Origin of the sequence: Burkholderia sp. Ac-20344, assembly GCF_017104975.1 — a bacterium.
In the GTDB taxonomy this organism is placed as follows: domain Bacteria; phylum Pseudomonadota; class Gammaproteobacteria; order Burkholderiales; family Burkholderiaceae; genus Burkholderia.
In genome coordinates this window covers 1-17,071 of sequence record NZ_JAAGPP010000121.1, presented here as the reverse complement: position 1 = coordinate 17,071, position 17,071 = coordinate 1, and the positions used below count along the sequence as shown (strand labels likewise).

At 65.4% G+C, this 17,071-nt stretch carries 15 protein-coding genes and 1 pseudogene; 3 read left to right on the top strand and 13 right to left on the bottom strand.

All coding sequences use genetic code 11. The annotated features are described in order from the left end of the window. Positions 1-3: 3 nt before the first annotated feature. From lpxA to rpsB, 13 genes are all read right to left on the bottom strand, one after another. Entirely contained in the window at positions 4-792 is a 789-nt protein-coding gene (lpxA, locus tag G3N64_RS29305) for an acyl-ACP--UDP-N-acetylglucosamine O-acyltransferase (protein WP_205787181.1), read from the bottom strand. A 58-nt stretch (positions 793-850) separates the two neighbouring features. Then, on the bottom strand, positions 851-1,318 hold the full coding sequence (gene fabZ, locus G3N64_RS29300; protein ID WP_011352450.1) for a 3-hydroxyacyl-ACP dehydratase FabZ: 468 nt from the start codon (positions 1,316-1,318) through the stop codon (positions 851-853). A 129-nt stretch (positions 1,319-1,447) separates the two neighbouring features. After that, on the bottom strand, positions 1,448-2,527 hold the full coding sequence (gene lpxD, locus G3N64_RS29295; protein ID WP_205787180.1) for a UDP-3-O-(3-hydroxymyristoyl)glucosamine N-acyltransferase: 1,080 nt from the start codon (positions 2,525-2,527) through the stop codon (positions 1,448-1,450). Positions 2,528-2,543: 16 nt separating this feature from the next. Then, positions 2,544-3,041, bottom strand: a complete 498-nt coding sequence (locus G3N64_RS29290; protein ID WP_059233856.1) for an OmpH family outer membrane protein — start codon at positions 3,039-3,041, stop codon at positions 2,544-2,546. Between the two features lie 64 nt (positions 3,042-3,105). After that, positions 3,106-5,415 (bottom strand): outer membrane protein assembly factor BamA, encoded by a 2,310-nt coding sequence (gene bamA, locus G3N64_RS29285; protein WP_205787178.1) that lies wholly within the window; start codon positions 5,413-5,415, stop codon positions 3,106-3,108. 61 nt (positions 5,416-5,476) lie between these two features. Beyond that, complete coding sequence (rseP, locus tag G3N64_RS29280) at positions 5,477-6,862, bottom strand: RIP metalloprotease RseP (RefSeq protein ID WP_205787176.1); 1,386 nt, start codon at positions 6,860-6,862, stop codon at positions 5,477-5,479. An 11-nt stretch (positions 6,863-6,873) separates the two neighbouring features. Then, the gene (locus G3N64_RS29275; RefSeq protein ID WP_205787174.1) at positions 6,874-8,070 is read right to left on the bottom strand and encodes a 1-deoxy-D-xylulose-5-phosphate reductoisomerase; all 1,197 of its coding nucleotides are present in this window, start codon (positions 8,068-8,070) and stop codon (positions 6,874-6,876) included. A 15-nt stretch (positions 8,071-8,085) separates the two neighbouring features. Continuing rightward, a complete protein-coding gene (locus G3N64_RS29270; RefSeq protein ID WP_205787172.1) occupies positions 8,086-8,907 on the bottom strand; it encodes a phosphatidate cytidylyltransferase in 822 nt (273 codons plus the stop codon). Then, positions 8,901-9,683 carry a polyprenyl diphosphate synthase gene (gene uppS / locus G3N64_RS29265; protein ID WP_205787170.1) on the bottom strand — a complete coding sequence of 261 codons (783 nt, stop codon included), beginning with the start codon at positions 9,681-9,683 and terminating at the stop codon, positions 8,901-8,903. Before uppS ends, G3N64_RS29270 begins: the two co-directional genes overlap by 7 nt. Before the next feature lie 49 nt (positions 9,684-9,732). After that, complete coding sequence (gene frr / locus G3N64_RS29260; protein ID WP_039342717.1) at positions 9,733-10,293, bottom strand: ribosome recycling factor; 561 nt, start codon at positions 10,291-10,293, stop codon at positions 9,733-9,735. Positions 10,294-10,384: 91 nt separating this feature from the next. Continuing rightward, on the bottom strand, positions 10,385-11,098 hold the full coding sequence (pyrH, locus tag G3N64_RS29255) for a UMP kinase (protein ID WP_011352459.1): 714 nt from the start codon (positions 11,096-11,098) through the stop codon (positions 10,385-10,387). A 163-nt stretch (positions 11,099-11,261) separates the two neighbouring features. Next, positions 11,262-12,143 (bottom strand): translation elongation factor Ts, encoded by an 882-nt coding sequence (tsf, locus tag G3N64_RS29250; protein ID WP_014896733.1) that lies wholly within the window; start codon positions 12,141-12,143, stop codon positions 11,262-11,264. Positions 12,144-12,305: 162 nt separating this feature from the next. Beyond that, positions 12,306-13,046, bottom strand: coding sequence for a 30S ribosomal protein S2 (gene rpsB / locus G3N64_RS29245; protein ID WP_006752149.1), 741 nt, complete (start codon positions 13,044-13,046; stop codon positions 12,306-12,308). Between the two features lie 378 nt (positions 13,047-13,424). Between rpsB and map the strand changes: the two genes are divergently transcribed. The 3 genes and pseudogenes from map to G3N64_RS29230 form a co-directional block, all read left to right on the top strand. Continuing rightward, complete coding sequence (gene map / locus G3N64_RS29240; protein WP_205787169.1) at positions 13,425-14,240, top strand: type I methionyl aminopeptidase; 816 nt, start codon at positions 13,425-13,427, stop codon at positions 14,238-14,240. Between the two features lie 45 nt (positions 14,241-14,285). Then, positions 14,286-16,862: a [protein-PII] uridylyltransferase gene (locus G3N64_RS29235; protein WP_205787167.1), complete on the top strand. Its 2,577-nt coding sequence runs from the start codon at positions 14,286-14,288 to the stop codon at positions 16,860-16,862. Positions 16,863-16,878: 16 nt separating this feature from the next. Next, a pseudogene (locus G3N64_RS29230) lies at positions 16,879-17,071 on the top strand (pseudouridine synthase); the annotation flags it as partial.

The window sequence follows — 17,071 nt, the reverse complement described above, 5'->3', positions numbered from 1 at the left end:
CGCTTAGCGGATGATGCCGCGTTGCGACGCGTCGATGAACTCGACGAGCGCCGTCACCGGTGCGTCGCCCTCGCCGCCCGCCGCTGCCAGCTCGCGCAACTGGACTTTCGCTTCTTCGAGCGACAGGCCGTTCTTGTACAGCAGGCGGTACGCGCTGCGCAGCGCGGAGATCGCGTCGGGCGAGAAACCGCGCCGGCGCAACCCTTCGACGTTGATCCCGTGCGGCTCGGCCTTGTTGCCTGCCGCGATCACGAACGGAGGGATGTCCTGCACGAGCGCCGATGCGCCGCCCAGCATCGAATGCGCACCGATGCGCACGAACTGGTGGACGCCCGACATCCCGCCGACGATCGCCCAGTCGCCGATCTCGACGTGGCCGGCCATCTGTGCGTTGCTCGACAGGATCACGTGGTTGCCGACCGTGCAGTCGTGACCGATATGCACATAGGCCATGATCCAGTTGTCATCGCCAAGCGTCGTCACGCCGACGTCCTGCACGGTGCCCGTGTGGATCGTCGTGAATTCGCGGATCGTGTTGCGATTGCCGATCACGAGCTTCGTCGGCTCGTCCTTGTACTTCATGTCCTGCGGACGACCGCCGACCGACGCGTAATGGCCGATGCGGTTGTCCTCGCCGAGCGTCGTATGGCCTTCGATCACGCTGTGCGAACCGATCGTCGTGCGCGCGCCGATCGTGACGTGCGGACCGACGATCGCGTACGGACCGATCTCGACCGATTCGTCGATCTGCGCGCCCGGTTCGACAATCGCGGTGGGATGAATCCTGGTCATGCGCCGTTGCCTCTCGATGTGATGTGTCGCGTTGCGTTGCCTGTACGTGCCGCGTCGCTCAGGGCGCCACGTCGGTCGTCTTGACCGTGCACATCAGTTCGGCTTCCGCCGCCACCTTACCGTCCACTTCCGCCACCGCCTTGAACTTCCAGATACCGCGGATGTAGCGTTCGAACGTCACGTTCAGAATCAGTTGGTCGCCCGGCTCGACCGGACGCTTGAAGCGCGCGCCATCGATCCCGACGAAGTAGTACAGCGTGTTCTCCGGATCCTTCGGCTGCTCTTCCGAGAAGGTCAGCAGCGCCGCGGCCTGCGCGAGCGCCTCGAGGATCAGCACGCCCGGCATCACCGGCCGCTTCGGGAAATGCCCCTGGAAGTACGGCTCGTTGATCGACACGTTCTTCAGCGCTTTGATTCCCTTGTGCGGTTCGAGTTCGAGCACGCGATCGACGAGCAGAATCGGGTAGCGATGCGGCAGCAGCGTGAGGATCTTGTGGATGTCGAGATTGATTTTTTCAGTGCTCATGATGGTTCGTCTCACGCAGAGGCTGCGCGGTGGTGATGCAAAGGCTGAAGCGGGCCGCCGTGCGGCCCAGTCTGGCAAACCGGGCCGGTTGCGCTGGCCGTGCCCGGTTCGAGGGCTCGCATGATGCGCTCAGGCGTCCGTGCCGCCCTGGGCGGCGAGCGCAGCTTCGAGCGCCTTGATGCGCTCGCGCAGCTTGTCGAGGTTGCGCACGAGCGCGGCGCTCTTGTTCCATTCGCCGTGGTCGACGGCCGGGAACGCGCTGGTATAGATGCCGGCCTTCGGCAGCGACTTCGATACGCCCGACTTCGCGGTGATGATGACATAGTCGCCGAGCGTCACGTGGCCGGCGATCCCGGCCGCGCCGCCGATCATGCAGTGGCGGCCGATCGTCGTGCTGCCGGCGATGCCCGCGCTGCCGGCGATCACCGTATAGGCGCCGATCCGGCAGTTGTGGCCGATCTGGACCTGGTTGTCGATCTTCACGCATTCGTCGATGACGGTATCCGCCATCGCGCCGCGATCGATCGTCGTGTTCGCGCCGATTTCGACGTCCGGGCCGATCGATACGCCGCCGACCTGCGGGATCTTCACCCAGCTGCCGGTACGCGCGTCGCCGTCGCCGACGAAATCCGGCGCGAAGCCGAAGCCGTCGGAGCCGATCACGGCGCCTGCATGGATGATCGCGCGCGGGCCGACCTTGCAGCCGTGGTACACCGACGCGTTCGGATACAGGTGTGAACCCGCGCCGATCGTCGTGCCGCGGCCGACGAATACGTTCGCGTCGAGCTGCACGCCGTCTTCGATCACCGCGCCGGCTTCGACCGTCACGTGCGGGCCGATCACCGCACTCGCGGCGACCTGCGCGGCCGGATCGATCGTCGCGCTCGGATGCACGCCGGCGGCACGCTGCGGCGTGGCCAGGTCGATGAACATCTGCGCGACGCGCGCGAAGTACGCGTACGGATTCGGCGTGACGATGAAGTTGCGACCACCAGCGGCCGCGCCCAGCTTTTCCAGATCCTTCGGCGCGATCAGCACCGCGCCGGCGCGGGTCGACTCGACCTGCGACAGGTACTTCGGATTCGCGAGGAACGCGAGTTGCTGCGGGCCTGCCTGGTCGAGCGGTGCGAGCCCGCTCACCTTGCACTGTGCGTCGCCGGCGATCTCGCCGCCGAACCGCTTTACGAGTTCCTCAAGCGTCAATGCCATTCGTCGTCTGCTCCGTTCAGTTCGTCGAGCCGGACGCGAGCGCCTTGAGCACCTTGTCGGTGATGTCGATGCGCGGGCTGACGTACACGGCTTCCTGCACGATCAGGTCGTAATTCTGCTGCTCGGCGATCTGCTTGATGACCTTGTTCGCCCGTTCAAGCACGGCCGCCAGCTCCTCGTTGCGGCGCTGGTTCAGGTCTTCGCGGAACTCGCGCTGCTTGCGCTGGAAGTCGGTATCGAGCTGGGCGAGATCGCGCTGCTTCTGCGCGCGGTCGGCCGCCGACAGCGACGCGCCGTTCTTGTCCAGCGAATCGGACATCGACTTCAGACGCGCCCCGAGATCCTGCAGATCCTTGTCACGCTTCGCGAACTCGGCTTCGAGCTTCGTCTGCGCCGCCTTCGCGGGCACCGACTCGCGCAGGATCCGATCCGAATTGACCGCCGCGATGCGGGCGACGTCCTGTGCGTGCACCGTTGCCGCGCCCAAGGCCAGCGCAACGGTCAGCGCGCACATCACTCGTTTCGAAAACTTACCGGTTAGCAAAATTACCCTCTCGTTGCTGTTGTCATGCGTTCGATCAGAACGCCGTCCCGATCTGGAACTGGAATTTCTGGTACTGGTCGCCTTCGTGCTTCTGCAGCGGGAAGCCGAGGCTCAGCTTCAGCGGGCCGATCGGCGAGATCCACGCGAGACCCACACCGTAGCCGTAACGCAGGCCGTTGGCGCCCGTACTCGTGCCGCCCGGCGCGTTGCCCCACACGTTGCCGCCGTCGAGGAACGTGAACACGCGCAGCGTGCGGTCGTAGCCCGTGCCCGGCAGCGGGAACGTCAGTTCGATGTTGCCGACCACCATCTTCGAACCGCCGATCGGGTCGTTCGTCTTCGTATCGCGCGGGCCCAGCGAGCTCGGCTCGTAGCCACGCACGGAGCCGATACCGCCCGCGTAGTAGTTCTTGAAGATCGGGTACGGGTTGCCGATACCGTTACCGTAGCCGCCTTGCAGGTTCAGGCCCAGGATGAAGCCGCGCGAGAACGAATAGTAGTACTGGGCCTGCAGGTCGGCCTTGTAGTACTGGATCTTGCCGACCGGTACGCCGTACTCCATGTTCGCCTGCGTGAAGTAGCCGCGGCTCGGAATCAGCGCGCTGTCACGCGCGTCGCGCGACCAGGCCACCGTCAGCGGCACCGTGTTCGACACGCGGCCGAACTGGTTCACGTAATCCTGGTAGCTCTGCGGCGTGTTCGAATCGACGTCGAGACGGTTCTGCTCGAAGCCGGCGCCGAAGTAGACGGTGTCGACTTCCGAGAACGGAATGCCGAACTTCAGGTTGCCGCCCGCGCTGATGATCCGGAAGCTCGAGCTCGTCGAATAGTAGAGCGGCTGGTACGTGCGGTAGTAGACGTCCGTGATCCGCTTGATGCCGTCGACCGTGAAGTACGGGTCGACCTGCGTGACGGTGAGCGTGCGGTAGCTCTTCGCGGTGTTGACGTTCACCGACAGGCTGGTACCCGAACCGAACACGTTGTCCTGCGACACGCCCGCCGACAGCACGACCTTGTCCGTCGACGAGAAGCCGGCGCCCAGCGTGATCGCGCCGGTCGGCTTTTCGTCGACCTTCACGTTCACGTCGACCTGGTCGTTCGTGCCGTCGACCGGCACCGTCGTCACGTCGACGTTGGTGAAGTAGCCGAGACGGTTCACGCGATCCTTCGACAGCGCGAGGCGGTTCGAATCGAACCACGAGCTTTCGAGCTGGCGCATTTCGCGGCGCACCACTTCGTCGCGCGTGCGCGTGTTGCCGACGACGTTGATGCGGCGCACGTACACGCGGCGGCTCGGATCGACGACGAGGTTCAGGTTCACCTTGTGGTTCGCCTGGTCGATGTCCGGCTGCGCGTTGACGGTCGCGAATGCGTAGCCGTATTCACCGAGCTTGTCGACGATCGACTTGGTGGTCTGCTGCAGCTTTTCTGCCGAGAAGCGGTCGCCCGGCTTGATCTTGATCAGCTTGTTGAGTTCGGCTTCGCGATCGAGCAGGTTGCCCGACAGCTTGATGCCCGACACCGTGTACGGCTCGCCTTCGTGCAGCGTGACCGTCAGGTACATGTCCTTCTTGTCGGGCGAGATCGACACCTGGGTCGATTCGATGTTGAACTCGAGGTAGCCGCGGTTCAGGTAGTACGAACGCACCGCTTCGAGGTCGCCGGTGAGCTTTTCCTTCGAGTACAGGTCGTTCTTCGTGTACCAGGAGAACCAGTTCGGCGTCGACAGCTGCATCTCGTCGCGCAGCGTGCTGGTGCTGAATGCCTTGTTGCCGATGAAGTTGATCTGGCGGATCTTCGCGCTCGGGCCTTCGGCCACCGCGAACAGGATCGACACGCGGTTCGCGTCGACCGGCGTGACCGTCGTCTTGACCTCTGCCGCGTAGAAGCCGCGCGTGAGGTACTGGCGCTTGAGCTCCTGCTCCGCCTTGTCGACGAGCGCCTTGTCGTAGTAGCGGCCGTCGGCGAGACCGACTGCGCGCAGCGCCTTCGTCAGGTTGTCCTTGTCGAATTCCTTCGTGCCGGTGAAGTCGATCGACGCGATGGCCGGACGCTCCTGCACCTGCACGATCACGACGTTGCCCTGCGTGGCGATGCGTACGTCGTTGAAGAAGCCCGTCGCATACAGTGCGCGGATTGCTTCGGATGCCTTGTCGTCCGTGAAGGTATCGCCCTGCTTGATCGGCAGGTAGGCGAACACCGAACCCGCTTCGACGCGCTGCAGCCCCTCGATCTTGATGTCTTGCACCACGAACGGTGCCGCTGCATGCGCCGCGAGGCCGTGCGCGGCGAGCGCGGCCGCTGCAACTGTCTTAGGTACAAAGCGATGAGGTTTGAACAACATGCATCCCCAATATTTAGCTGCATCAAATCAGGCGGCTACCCAGCGGCGGCCGCCTGACGCTTCAGAAATGGATTAACCGAGCCAGATCGTTGAACAGCGCGATCGCCGACAATGCGACGATGCAGATCAACCCGGCTCTTTGCAGAATCAGCTGCCAGCGCTCCGAGACGGCTTTCCCGGTCGCGGCTTCAACCGCATAATATAACAGATGCCCCCCGTCCAAAACGGGAATCGGCAACAAGTTCAGGACGCCAAGGCTAATGCTGACAAGGGCGAGGAACGACAGGAACGCCGACGGACCGAGCCGCGCACTCTTGCCCGCGTAGTCGGCGATCGTCACGGGGCCGGACAGGTTCTTCAGCGACGCGTTGCCCGTGATCATGCGCCCGAACATCCGGAGCGAATACACGGAGATGTCCCACGTGCGGTGCGCGCCGAGGCGCACGCTGTCGATCGGCCCGTAACGCACGTCGACGGACGGCGTATGCATCGACAGCGCCGCGCCGATACGGCCGACCTGCTGCCCCGATTCGTCGTCGCGCTGCATCTGCGGCACGATCGACACCGTCTGCGCGGCGCCATTGCGCTCGATCTGCAGGTCGAGCGGCTTGCCCGCATGGTGTTTCACGAAATCGATGAAGCGCGATGCGCCGCCGATCGGCTTGCCGTCGAGCGCGACCAGCTTGTCGCCGGACTTCAGGCCCGCCTGCTCCGCCGCGCTGCCGGGCTGCACCGACGCGACCGACAGCGTGCCGCCGCCGGTTTCGAAGCCCAGATGGGCCATGAAATCGTCGTCGAGCTGACTTTCGGGAACATTGCGGAGGTCGACGCGGAAATCGAACGTCGTGTTGCCGTCGCGTGCGCCGAGCACGATCTCGCGGTGATCGAACGCGGCCGCCAGCAGCTTCCAGCGCAGGTCCGACCAAGACCGCACAGGCTCGGACTCGCCGCCCTGCGCGTCGCCTACGCGCACGTTGCGGATCGACACGATCGTCTCGCTGCCGTCGAAGCCCGCGCGCGCCGCCACCGTGCCGGCGGCAGGCGGTGCGACGATCGCGGCCGGCTCGGTTACGCCGGTGGCGAATACGACGGCAAACAGCACGATTGCCAACAGGAAGTTCGCAATTGGGCCAGCCGCGACGATCGCGATGCGCTTGTAGACCGACTGCCGGTTGAACGCCTGGCCGAGCTCCTCGGGCGGGATGCCGGGGCCGGGATCGCGCTCGTCGAGCATCTTCACGTAGCCGCCCAGCGGCAGCGCGGACAGCGTCCACTCGGTGCCCGTCCTGCGGCTGACCCAGCGCGCGACAGGCTGGCCGAAGCCGATCGAGAAACGCAGCACCTTCACGCCGCACCAGCGCGCGACGCGATAATGTCCGTACTCATGCACGACGACCAGCACCCCGATCGCCACCGCAAACGCGATCAGTTCGACCAGCACGTTCATGAGCACCCCATTCAGACAGTACGCTCCACGCGTGGCGCAGGCGCTTTCACAATGATTTCGGCAGCAAGGCGGCGTGCCTCGGCATCTGCCGCCAGGACGTCGTCGAGCCCATCGGGCGCGCGGTTCGGCAGCGTGTTGAGCACGGCGTCGACCGTCGCCGCAATCGCCATGAAGCCGATACGGCGTTCGAGAAACGCTTCGACCGCCACCTCGTTCGCCGCGTTCAATGCGGCGCTCGCGATGCCGCCTTCCTCGAGCGCCTTCAGCGCGAGCGCGAGGCACGGGAAGCGCGCGTAATCGGGCTTCTCGAACGACAGCTGGGCGATCTGCGCGAGGTCGAGCTGATCGACGCCCGCATCGACACGCTCGGGGAACGCGAGCGCGTGCGCGATCGGCGTGCGCATGTCGGGGTTGCCCAGTTGTGCGAGCACCGAGCCGTCGCGATACGACACGAGCGAATGGATCACGCTCTGCGGATGGATCAGCACTTCGATCCGGTCGCCCGGCAACCCGAAGATCCAGTGCGCCTCGATCACTTCGAGGCCCTTGTTCATCATCGTCGCGGAATCGACCGAGATCTTGCGGCCCATCACCCAGTTCGGGTGCTTGCACGCCTCGTCCGGCGTCACGTCGACGAGCGTGGCCGGTTCGCGCGTGCGGAACGGGCCGCCGGACGCGGTCAGGATGATCTTCGAGATCCCGCCGTGCTCGGCCGCATCGCGCGGCATGCACTGGAAGATCGCGTTGTGTTCGCTGTCGACCGGCAGCAGGATCGCGCCATGGTCGCGCACGGCGTCCATGAAGATCGCGCCCGACATCACCAGCGCTTCCTTGTTCGCGAGCAGGATGCGCTTGCCGGCGCGCGCGGCCGCGAGGCTCGGCGCGAGGCCGGCCGCGCCGACGATCGCCGCGACCACCGTGTCGCAGCCGTCGCTCTTCGACACGTCGACGAGCGCCTGCGGCCCGTGCAGCACGGTCGTCTTGCTGCCCGCCGCACGCAGTTTCGCGTCGACGTGCGCGGCCGTCGCGGCATCGCCGACCACCGCCACTTCAGGCTCGAAGCGCAGGCATTGCTCGACCAGCTTGTCGCCGTTGCGGTGTGCGGTCAGCGCATAGACCGAGAAGCGCTCGGGATGGCGCGCGACCACGTCGAGCGTGCTGTCTCCGATCGAGCCCGTGGAACCGAGCAATGTCAGACGTTTTTGCATAACAGAAATAGTGGTTTAACCAAGCAGCAGCATCGCGAGCGGCAGCACCGGCAGCAGCGCGTCGACACGGTCGAGCACGCCGCCATGGCCGGGCAGCAGTCCGCTCGAATCCTTCACGCCCGCCTGCCGCTTCAGCAGCGACTCGAACAGGTCGCCGATCACGCTGTACGCGACCAGCAGCGTCAGTGCGGCCCACGCGCCGGGCATCCCGTAGCGCACGGCGAATGCGGAAAACAGGGTCGGCTCGAACGCATGCGCGGCCATCGCGACACCCGCGACGACCATCACGGCGATCCAGCCGCCGATCGCGCCTTCCCAGCTCTTGCCGGGACTGATCGTGATGGCCAGTTTACGCTTTCCGAAGGCCTTGCCCGCGAAGTATGCGCCGATATCGGCGAGCCAGACGACCAGAAGCAGCGACAGCACGAACGGCACGCCCTGCGCGCGCGCCGCGACGAGCGCATGCCAGCAGGCCGCAAAGACCACGAGGCCGGCCGCGAGCAGGAACGGCCGCCATACGCCGCCCGCGAGCTCGGGCTTGCGCCGCAGCACGAACGGGCCGACCAGCAGCCAGAACACGCCGGCTGCCATGAAAAGGGGACGGGACGAAGCCGCATCGACGCCGAGCGGCGCCGTTGCCGCGAGCGCAAGCGCCGCGACGACGGCATAGACGACCGGGCCGGCGCCGCCGAGCTTGAGCAGGCGCGCCCATTCCCACGCGGCAAACACGAGCACGACGCCGATCAGCGCGCCGAACACGGTGAGCGGTGCAAACAGCGTCACCGGCAGCAGTACCGCCAGCATCACGATCGCCGTGATCACACGGGTTTTCAGCATGAAAGGGAGTCGACGTTCTGCGATTGCGGTTCGAGCTGTGCGCTCGTGCGACCGAAACGGCGCTCGCGCTCCGTATACGACGCGATTGCGTCGGCCAGTGCCGCGCCGTCGAAATCCGGCCAGTATTTGTCGGTGAAATAGAATTCGGCGTACGCGAGTTGCCACAGCAGGAAGTTGCTGACGCGCTGCTCGCCACCGGTACGGATGAAAAGATCGGGCTCCGGCGCATAGGCCATCGCCAGGTGCGGCGCGAACGCGTCCTCGGTCACTTCGACCTCGCGACCCTCGCGCACGGCCTGCTCGACGAGCTTCTTCGTCGCCTGCAGGATGTCCCACCGGCCGCCGTAGTTGGCCGCGATGGTGAGCGTAAGACGGGTATTGCGCGCCGTCTTGGTTTCGGCGCGGCGAATCAGTTCGCGGATGCGCGGCTCGAAGCGGTCGAGATCGCCGACGACTCGCAGGCGGATCCCGTTCGCATGGAGCTTGCCGACCTCGCGCTCGAGCGCGGTGATGAAGAGCCGCATCAGGAACGACACTTCGTCGTTCGGCCGGCGCCAGTTCTCCGAACTGAACGCGAACAGCGTCAGGTATTCGACGCCGGCGCGCGCGCAGCCTTCGACCACCGCCCGCACGGCATCGACGCCGCGGGTGTGCCCCGCGACGCGCGGCAAGCGGCGTTCGGTCGCCCAACGGCCGTTGCCGTCCATGATGATCGCGATATGACGCGGCACGACGCCGACGTCAGGCACGCGAACGGTAGAGCTGGTATAGGTCATGGCCGTTGAGACAGTAATGCGGGAAGAAGGCGGCGCGCGAGGACGGTCGTCAGACCGTCATGATCTCGGCTTCCTTGCTCTGCACGAGCTTGTCGATTTCGGCAACGTGCTTGTCGGTCAGCTTCTGCACGTCGTCGCTCGCACGGCGCTCGTCGTCTTCCGAGATTTCCTTGTCCTTCACGAGCTTCTTGAGCGCTTCGTTCGCGTCGCGGCGCAGGTTGCGGATCGCGACCTTGGCCGTTTCGCCTTCGCTCTTGACGACCTTGGTCAGCTCGCGGCGGCGCTCTTCCGTCAGCGCGGGCATCGGCACGCGGATCAGGTCGCCGGCGGTGGCCGGGTTCAGGCCCAGGTCGGCTTCGCGAATGGCCTTCTCGACCTTCGCGACCATGTTCTTTTCCCACGGCTGCACGCCGATCGTGCGCGCATCGACGAGCGTCAGGTTAGCGACCTGCGAGATCGGCACCATCGACCCGTAGTAGTCGACCTGCACGTGATCGAGCAGACCGGTGTGCGCACGGCCCGTACGGATCTTTGCCAGATCGTTCTTGAACGCTTCGATCGAGCGCTGCATCTTTTGCTCGACGCCCTTCTTGGTATCAGCGACACTCATTTCAACCTCCGAACCTTCTAACCTTCAAAGAACGCGGGCCCTGCCCGGCGCATCCGGCGCGCCGCGGCCCATGGCCCGCATCCGCGGGAGTTTACACGTGGACGAGCGTACCTTCGTCCTCGCCCAGCACGATGCGCTTGAGCGCGCCCGGCTTGTTGATCGAAAACACGCGAATCGGCAGCTTCTGGTCGCGGCACAGCGCGAAGGCCGTCGCGTCCATCACCTGCAGGTTGCGGCTGATCGCCTCGTCGAAAGTGATCGTCGTGTAACGCGTGGCCGACGGATCCTTCTTCGGATCGGCAGAATATACGCCATCGACCTTGGTCGCCTTCAACACGACCTCGGCGCCCACTTCCGAACCGCGCAGCGCGGCAGCCGTGTCCGTCGTGAAGAACGGGTTGCCCGTACCGGCCGCGAAGATCACGACGCGGCCTTCCTCGAGCTGACGGATCGCGCGGGGCCGGATGTACGGCTCGACGACCTGATCCATCCGCAGCGCGGACTGCACGCGCGCCTCGATGCCGGCGTGGCGCATCGCGTCCTGCAGCGCCAGCGCGTTCATCATCGTCGCGAGCATCCCCATGTAGTCTGCCGTCGCGCGATCCATGCCGGCCGCGCCACCCGCGACACCGCGGAAAATATTACCGCCACCGATCACGACCGCGAGCTGCGTACCGAGACGCACGACTTCGGCGATATCGGCCACCATCCGTTCGATCGTCGCGCGATTGATGCCGAAGGCATCGTCGCCCATCAGCGCTTCGCCGGAGAGTTTGAGGAGGACGCGTTTATAGGCATTGGACATAGGGGCTTCCGAGCGACGAGAGGATGACAACCACGAACTGTAGGGGCGAAATACTGATTCGGGCAAGCGCCGCCGGTCGGACCGGGTTTCCCGGCCGGCCGGCGGCGGCGCCGACCGCGGCGGAGCGGACGCCCGCCGCGGATACTGCCTGACTGCTTACGGCTTACTGCTGCTTTGCTGCTGCGACTTGCGCAGCCACTTCGGCGGCGAAGTCGTCCTGACGCTTCTCGATGCCTTCGCCGACGACGAACAGCGCGAACTTCTGCACGGTGGAATCCGCTGCCTTCAGCATCTGCTCGATCGTCTGCTTGTCGTTCTTCACGAACGTCTGGTTCAGCAGCGACACTTCCTTCAGGTACTTCTGGACGCTACCGTCGACCATCTTCGCGACGATTTCAGCCGGCTTGCCCGATTCCGCAGCCTTCTGCTCGGCCACGCGGCGTTCCGTCTCGATCAGTTCCGCCGGCACGTCAGCCGACGACAGCGCGACCGGCTTCATTGCCGCGATGTGCATCGCGACGTCCTTGCCGACCTGCTCTTCCGCACCCGTGTACTCGACGATCACGCCGATACGCGCGCCGTGCAGGTACGTTGCGATCTTGTTTGCGGTTTCGAAACGGACGAAACGGCGGATCGAGACGTTCTCGCCGATCTTGCCGATCAGTGCCAGACGGACCGCGTCGACCGTCGAGCCTTCGAGCGGCAGTGCCGACAGCGCAGCCACGTCGGCCGGGTTTTGCGTCGCGACGAGTTCTGCAACGGTCTTCGAGAATGCGAGGAAGTCGTCGTTCTTCGCGACGAAGTCGGTCTCGCAGTTCAGTTCGACCAGCGCGCCTGCGTTGCCGCCGACGAACGATGCGACGACGCCTTCTGCCGTCACGCGCGATGCCGCCTTGCTCGCCTTGTTGCCGAGCTTGACGCGCAGCAGCTCTTCAGCCTTGGCCAGATCGCCGTCGGCTTCCGTCAGCGCCTTCTTGCACTCCATCATCGGTGCGTCGGTCTTTGCGCGCAGTTCTGCCACCATGCTTGCGGTAATTGCCGCCATCATTCGCTCCTTGAGTCTGTATTCACAACGCCGCCCGCTTGGACGCGAACGGCCGAGATTCGTTTCCGGACCCGCGCCGATTCGGCGCGATCAGGTCCGGCGCACAAGCTTAAAAAAAGGGGGCCTGTTGAGAGCCCCCTTTTTGCGCCGGCTCGGGGCCAGTTACGCGTTTTCCTCGACGTACTCGTCGTCGCCGCGTGCAGCCTGGACCACTTCGTTGACCGCGTTCGCACGGCCTTCGAGGATCGCGTCGGCCACGCCTTCGGCGTACAGCGCGACTGCCTTGCTCGAGTCGTCGTTACCCGGGATCACGTAATCCACACCTTCCGGCGAGTGGTTCGTATCGACCACGGCGATGACCGGCACGCCCAGCTTGTTCGCTTCCGTGACGGCAATCTTGTGGTAGCCGACGTCGACGACGAAGATTGCGTCCGGAATGCCGCCCATGTCCTTCACGCCGCCGATCGACTTCTGCAGCTTCGCGATTTCGCGTTCGAACAGCAGCGCTTCCTTCTTGCTCATCTTCTCGAGCTCGCCTGCCTCGACTGCCGCTTCCATGTCCTTCAGGCGCTTGATCGAAACCTTCAGCGTCTTGAAGTTGGTCATCATGCCGCCGAGCCAGCGTGCGTTGACGAACGGCATGCCTGCGCGCTGCGCTTCCTGGGCGATCGTGTCACGCGACTGGCGCTTCGTGCCGACGAACAGGATCGTGCCGCGGTTCGCTGCCAGCTGGCGCACGTACTTCTGTGCGTCCGTGAACATCGGCAGCGTCTTTTCGAGGTTGATGATGTGAATCTTGTTGCGGTGACCGAAAATGAACGGAGCCATCTTCGGGTTCCAGAAGCGCGTCTGGTGACCGAAGTGGACACCCGCTTCCAGCATTTGGCGCATCGTGACTGCCATGTAAATTCTCCACGAGGGTTGGGTCTTAAGCCGGCTGCCGTACCGCCGCGCGAACCTGCCCCGAAGGGCGCGAATTCTGCGCGGCCGGCACCCTGGTTGCGCCGGCTTGCGATTCGACACGTGCAAAACGCCCGTGCCGTAAGCCTTTTACCGTAATGCCACCCCAAGATGGGGCAAGTTCGGCATTTGGATATCGACTTAGCCAAAGAGTATAGCACGCCGATTTGTCCGCTCTCAAGTCGCCTCCCACTTTCGCTTGCCGCGCGGCAGCCGGCCGGACAATCCGCGAAAACCCGCCCCCGCACCGCCGGCAGGGGCTGCGACGCCTGCCAGAAGGTGCGATAATCCGTCAATTCACCGCATTCCAGGCATACCTCGATGACTATTACGCTCAAAAACGAACACGACATCGCCGAGATGCGCGTCGCCTGCCGTCTCGCGAGCGAAGTGCTCGACTTCATCACGCCGCACGTCGTCGCGGGCATCACGACCGCCGAACTCGACCGCCTCTGCCACGAGTTCATGCTCAACGAACAGGGCACGATCCCGGCGCCGCTGAACTACCAGCCGCCCGGCTACCCGCCGTACCCGAAGGCCACCTGCATCTCGGTCAACGACGTGATCTGTCACGGTATTCCCGGCGAGAAGGTGATCAAGAACGGCGACGCGCTGAACATCGACATCACCGTGATCAAGAACGGCTACTTCGGCGACACGAGCCGCATGTTCATCGTCGGCGAAGGCTCGATCCTCGCGAAGCGCCTCGTGCAGACCACCTACGAATGCATGTGGCTCGGCATCGACCAGGTCAAGCCCGGCGCGCACCTCGGCGACATCGGCTACGCGATCCAGAAGCACGCGGAAGCGCAGGGCTACAGCGTCGTGCGCGAGTACTGCGGCCACGGCATCGGCACGGTGTTCCACGAGGATCCGCAGGTCGTCCACTACGGCCGCCCGGGCACCGGCATCGAACTGAAGGCCGGGATGATCTTCACGATCGAGCCGATGATCAACGCCGGCAAGCGCGACATCCGCACGATGCCCGACCAGTGGACGGTCAAGACGCGCGACCGCAGCCTGTCGGCGCAGTGGGAGCACACGGTGCTCGTCACCGAAACCGGCTACGAGGTGCTGACCGTGTCGGCCGGCACGCCGGCGCGCCCCGTGTTCGCGCAACCGGCCGCCGCAGTCTGAGCTCCGTTGCGCCAGCCCGCCCCACCCGCACCTGAACCGCCGCCCATGAGCGCTCACGCTGCCCCCTCGCCCGACGCGCTGTCGCGGCGCGCCGAATTCAAGGCCGCCAAGACGGAGATGCTCGAGCGCTTTCGCCGCGCGACGAACGTCGCGTCGCTGATGCACGCGCTGTCGAAACTCACCGACGAAGCGCTGAAGCGCGTGTGGGACGAATGCGGGCTGCCCGCGACGCTCGCGCTCGTCGCCGTCGGCGGCTACGGGCGCGGCGAGCTCGCGCCCTATTCCGACGTCGACATCCTCGTGCTGCTGCCCGATGCGCACGACCCGGCGCTCGACGCGCGCATCGAGCGCTTCATCGGGATGGCGTGGGATCTCGGCCTCGAGATCGGCAGCAGCGTGCGCACGGTCGCGCAGTGCATCGAGGAAGCGTCGCAGGACGTCACCGTGCAGACCTCGCTGCTCGAAGCGCGCCGCATCGTCGGCAGCACCGCGTTGTTCGAGCGCTTCACGGTGCGCTACCACGAGGCGCTCGACGCCCGCGCGTTCTTCACCGCGAAGATGCTCGAGATGCGCCAGCGCCACGCGAAGTTCCAGGACACGCCGTACAGTCTCGAGCCGAACGTGAAGGAAAGCCCCGGCGGGCTGCGCGACCTCCAGACGATCCTGTGGATCGCGCGCGCGGCCGGTTTCGGCAGCAGTTGGCGCGAACTCGACACGCGCGGCCTCATCACCGATCGCGAAGCGCGCGAGCTGCGCCGCAACGAAGGCTTCCTGAAGACGCTGCGCGCGCGGCTGCACGTGATCGCCGGCCGCCGCCAGGACATGCTCGTGTTCGACCTGCAGACGCAGGCCGCCGAGAGCTTCGGCTACCAGCCGACGCAGGCCAAGCGCGCGAGCGAACAGCTGATGCGCCGCTACTACTGGGCCGCGAAGGCCGTCACGCAGCTCGCGACGATCCTGATCCAGAACATCGAGGCGCAGCTGTTCCCCGCGACGAGCGGCATTACGCGCGTGCTGTCGCCCGACCGTTTCGTCGAGAAGCAGGGCATGCTCGAGATCGTCGACGACAGCGTATTCGAACGCCACCCCGACGCGATCCTCGAAGCGTTCCTGCTGTATGAAACGACCCGCGGCGTGAAGGGCCTGTCCGCCCGCACGCTGCGCGCGCTGTACAACTCGCGCGAGATCATGAACAACGCGTGGCGCCGCGATCCTCAGAATCGCGACACGTTCATGCGGATCCTTCAGCAACCCGAAGGAATCACGCACGCGTTCCGGCTGATGAACCAGACGAGCGTGCTCGGCCGCTACCTGCTGAATTTCCGCCGCATCGTCGGCCAGATGCAGCACGACCTGTACCACGTGTACACGGTCGATCAGCACATCCTGATGGTGTTGCGCAACATCCGCCGCTTCGCAGTGGCCGAGCATGCGCATGAATATCCGTTCTGCAGCCAGCTGATCGGCAACTTCGAGCGCCCGTGGGTGCTGTATGTCGCGGCGCTGTTCCACGACATCGCGAAGGGCCGCGGCGGCGACCACTCGACGCTCGGGATGGCCGATGCGCGGCGCTTCTGCCGCGAGCACGGTATCGCCGGCGACGATGCGGCACTGATCGTGTGGCTCGTCCAGCATCACCTGACGATGAGCCAGGTCGCGCAGAAGCAGGATACGAGCGACCCCGAAGTCATCAAGCGCTTCGCCGAGGTCGTCGGCAACGAACGGTACCTCACCGCGCTGTACCTGCTGACCGTCGCCGACATCCGCGGCACGAGCCCGAAGGTGTGGAACACGTGGAAGGGCAAGCTGCTCGAGGACCTGTACCGCATCACGCTCGCGGTGCTCGGCGGGGCCAACCCCGACGCGCATTCGGAGCTGAAATCGCGGCAGGAGCAGGCGCTCGCGCTGCTGCGCCTCGAGACCGTGCCCGACGACGCGCATCGCGCGTTGTGGGATCAGCTCGACGTCGGCTTCTTCCTGCGCCACGACGCGGCCGACATCGCGTGGCAGACACGCGTGCTGTACCGGCACGTGAACGCCGAAACCGCGATCGTCCGTGCGCGGCCGTCGCCGATCGGCGACGCGCTGCAGGTGCTCGTGTACGTGAAGGACCGCCCCGACCTGTTCGCGGGCATCTGCGCGTATTTCGACCGCAACGGGCTGTCGGTGCTCGACGCGCGTGTCAGCACGACGCGGCACGGCTACGCGCTCGACAACTTCATCGTCACGCAGACCGAACGTGACGTGCGGTACCGCGACATCGCGAATCTCGTCGAACAACAGCTCGCGTCGCGGCTCACCGAAACCGCACCGCTGCCGGAGCCGTCCAAGGGCCGCCTGTCGAGGCTGTCCCGGACGTTTCCGATCACGCCGCGCGTCGACCTGCGGGCCGACGAGCGCGGCCAGTACTACATCCTGTCCGTGTCGGCCAACGACCGGCCGGGCCTTCTCTATTCGATCGCGCGCGTACTCGCCGAGCATCGGATCGGCGTCCACGCGGCGCGGATCAATACGCTTGGCGAACGCGTCGAGGACATCTTCCTGCTTGCAGGTGCCGGCCTGTCCGACAACCGCCTGCAGATCCAGCTTGAAACCGAATTGCTGCGTGCGATCGCAGTCTGAATGAATTCCAGCGTTTATGCGCACCAAATTAACCGTCAAGAATCCGAAGCCGGCGTCGCCGACCCGCGCCCCTGTCCGCTCCGGCAGCCTCGTCGCCCGCAAGGCGGTGCGTCCCGCTGCGCCACCCGCAGGGGAAAAGCCGGCCCGACCGAAGAAGGCGTCCCCGGCCGCCGCCGGCGAACGCGCGTTCAAGACGCGCGCGGCCGCGG

Excerpts from the sequence above, each read along its gene's own strand:
- lpxA (WP_205787181.1), bottom strand. The coding sequence starts at position 792 with ATGACCAGGATTCATCCCACCGCGATTGTCGAACCGGGCGCGCAGATC.
- fabZ (WP_011352450.1), bottom strand. The coding sequence starts at position 1,318 with ATGAGCACTGAAAAAATCAATCTCGACATCCACAAGATCCTCACGCTG.
- lpxD (WP_205787180.1), bottom strand. The coding sequence starts at position 2,527 with ATGGCATTGACGCTTGAGGAACTCGTAAAGCGGTTCGGCGGCGAGATC.
- G3N64_RS29290 (WP_059233856.1), bottom strand. The coding sequence starts at position 3,041 with ATGTGCGCGCTGACCGTTGCGCTGGCCTTGGGCGCGGCAACGGTGCAC.
- bamA (WP_205787178.1), bottom strand. The coding sequence starts at position 5,415 with ATGTTGTTCAAACCTCATCGCTTTGTACCTAAGACAGTTGCAGCGGCC.
- rseP (WP_205787176.1), bottom strand. The coding sequence starts at position 6,862 with ATGAACGTGCTGGTCGAACTGATCGCGTTTGCGGTGGCGATCGGGGTG.
- G3N64_RS29275 (WP_205787174.1), bottom strand. The coding sequence starts at position 8,070 with ATGCAAAAACGTCTGACATTGCTCGGTTCCACGGGCTCGATCGGAGAC.
- G3N64_RS29270 (WP_205787172.1), bottom strand. The coding sequence starts at position 8,907 with ATGCTGAAAACCCGTGTGATCACGGCGATCGTGATGCTGGCGGTACTG.
- uppS (WP_205787170.1), bottom strand. The coding sequence starts at position 9,683 with ATGACCTATACCAGCTCTACCGTTCGCGTGCCTGACGTCGGCGTCGTG.
- frr (WP_039342717.1), bottom strand. The coding sequence starts at position 10,293 with ATGAGTGTCGCTGATACCAAGAAGGGCGTCGAGCAAAAGATGCAGCGC.
- pyrH (WP_011352459.1), bottom strand. The coding sequence starts at position 11,098 with ATGTCCAATGCCTATAAACGCGTCCTCCTCAAACTCTCCGGCGAAGCG.
- tsf (WP_014896733.1), bottom strand. The coding sequence starts at position 12,143 with ATGGCGGCAATTACCGCAAGCATGGTGGCAGAACTGCGCGCAAAGACC.
- rpsB (WP_006752149.1), bottom strand. The coding sequence starts at position 13,046 with ATGGCAGTCACGATGCGCCAAATGCTGGAAGCGGGTGTCCACTTCGGT.
- map (WP_205787169.1), top strand. The coding sequence starts at position 13,425 with ATGACTATTACGCTCAAAAACGAACACGACATCGCCGAGATGCGCGTC.
- G3N64_RS29235 (WP_205787167.1), top strand. The coding sequence starts at position 14,286 with ATGAGCGCTCACGCTGCCCCCTCGCCCGACGCGCTGTCGCGGCGCGCC.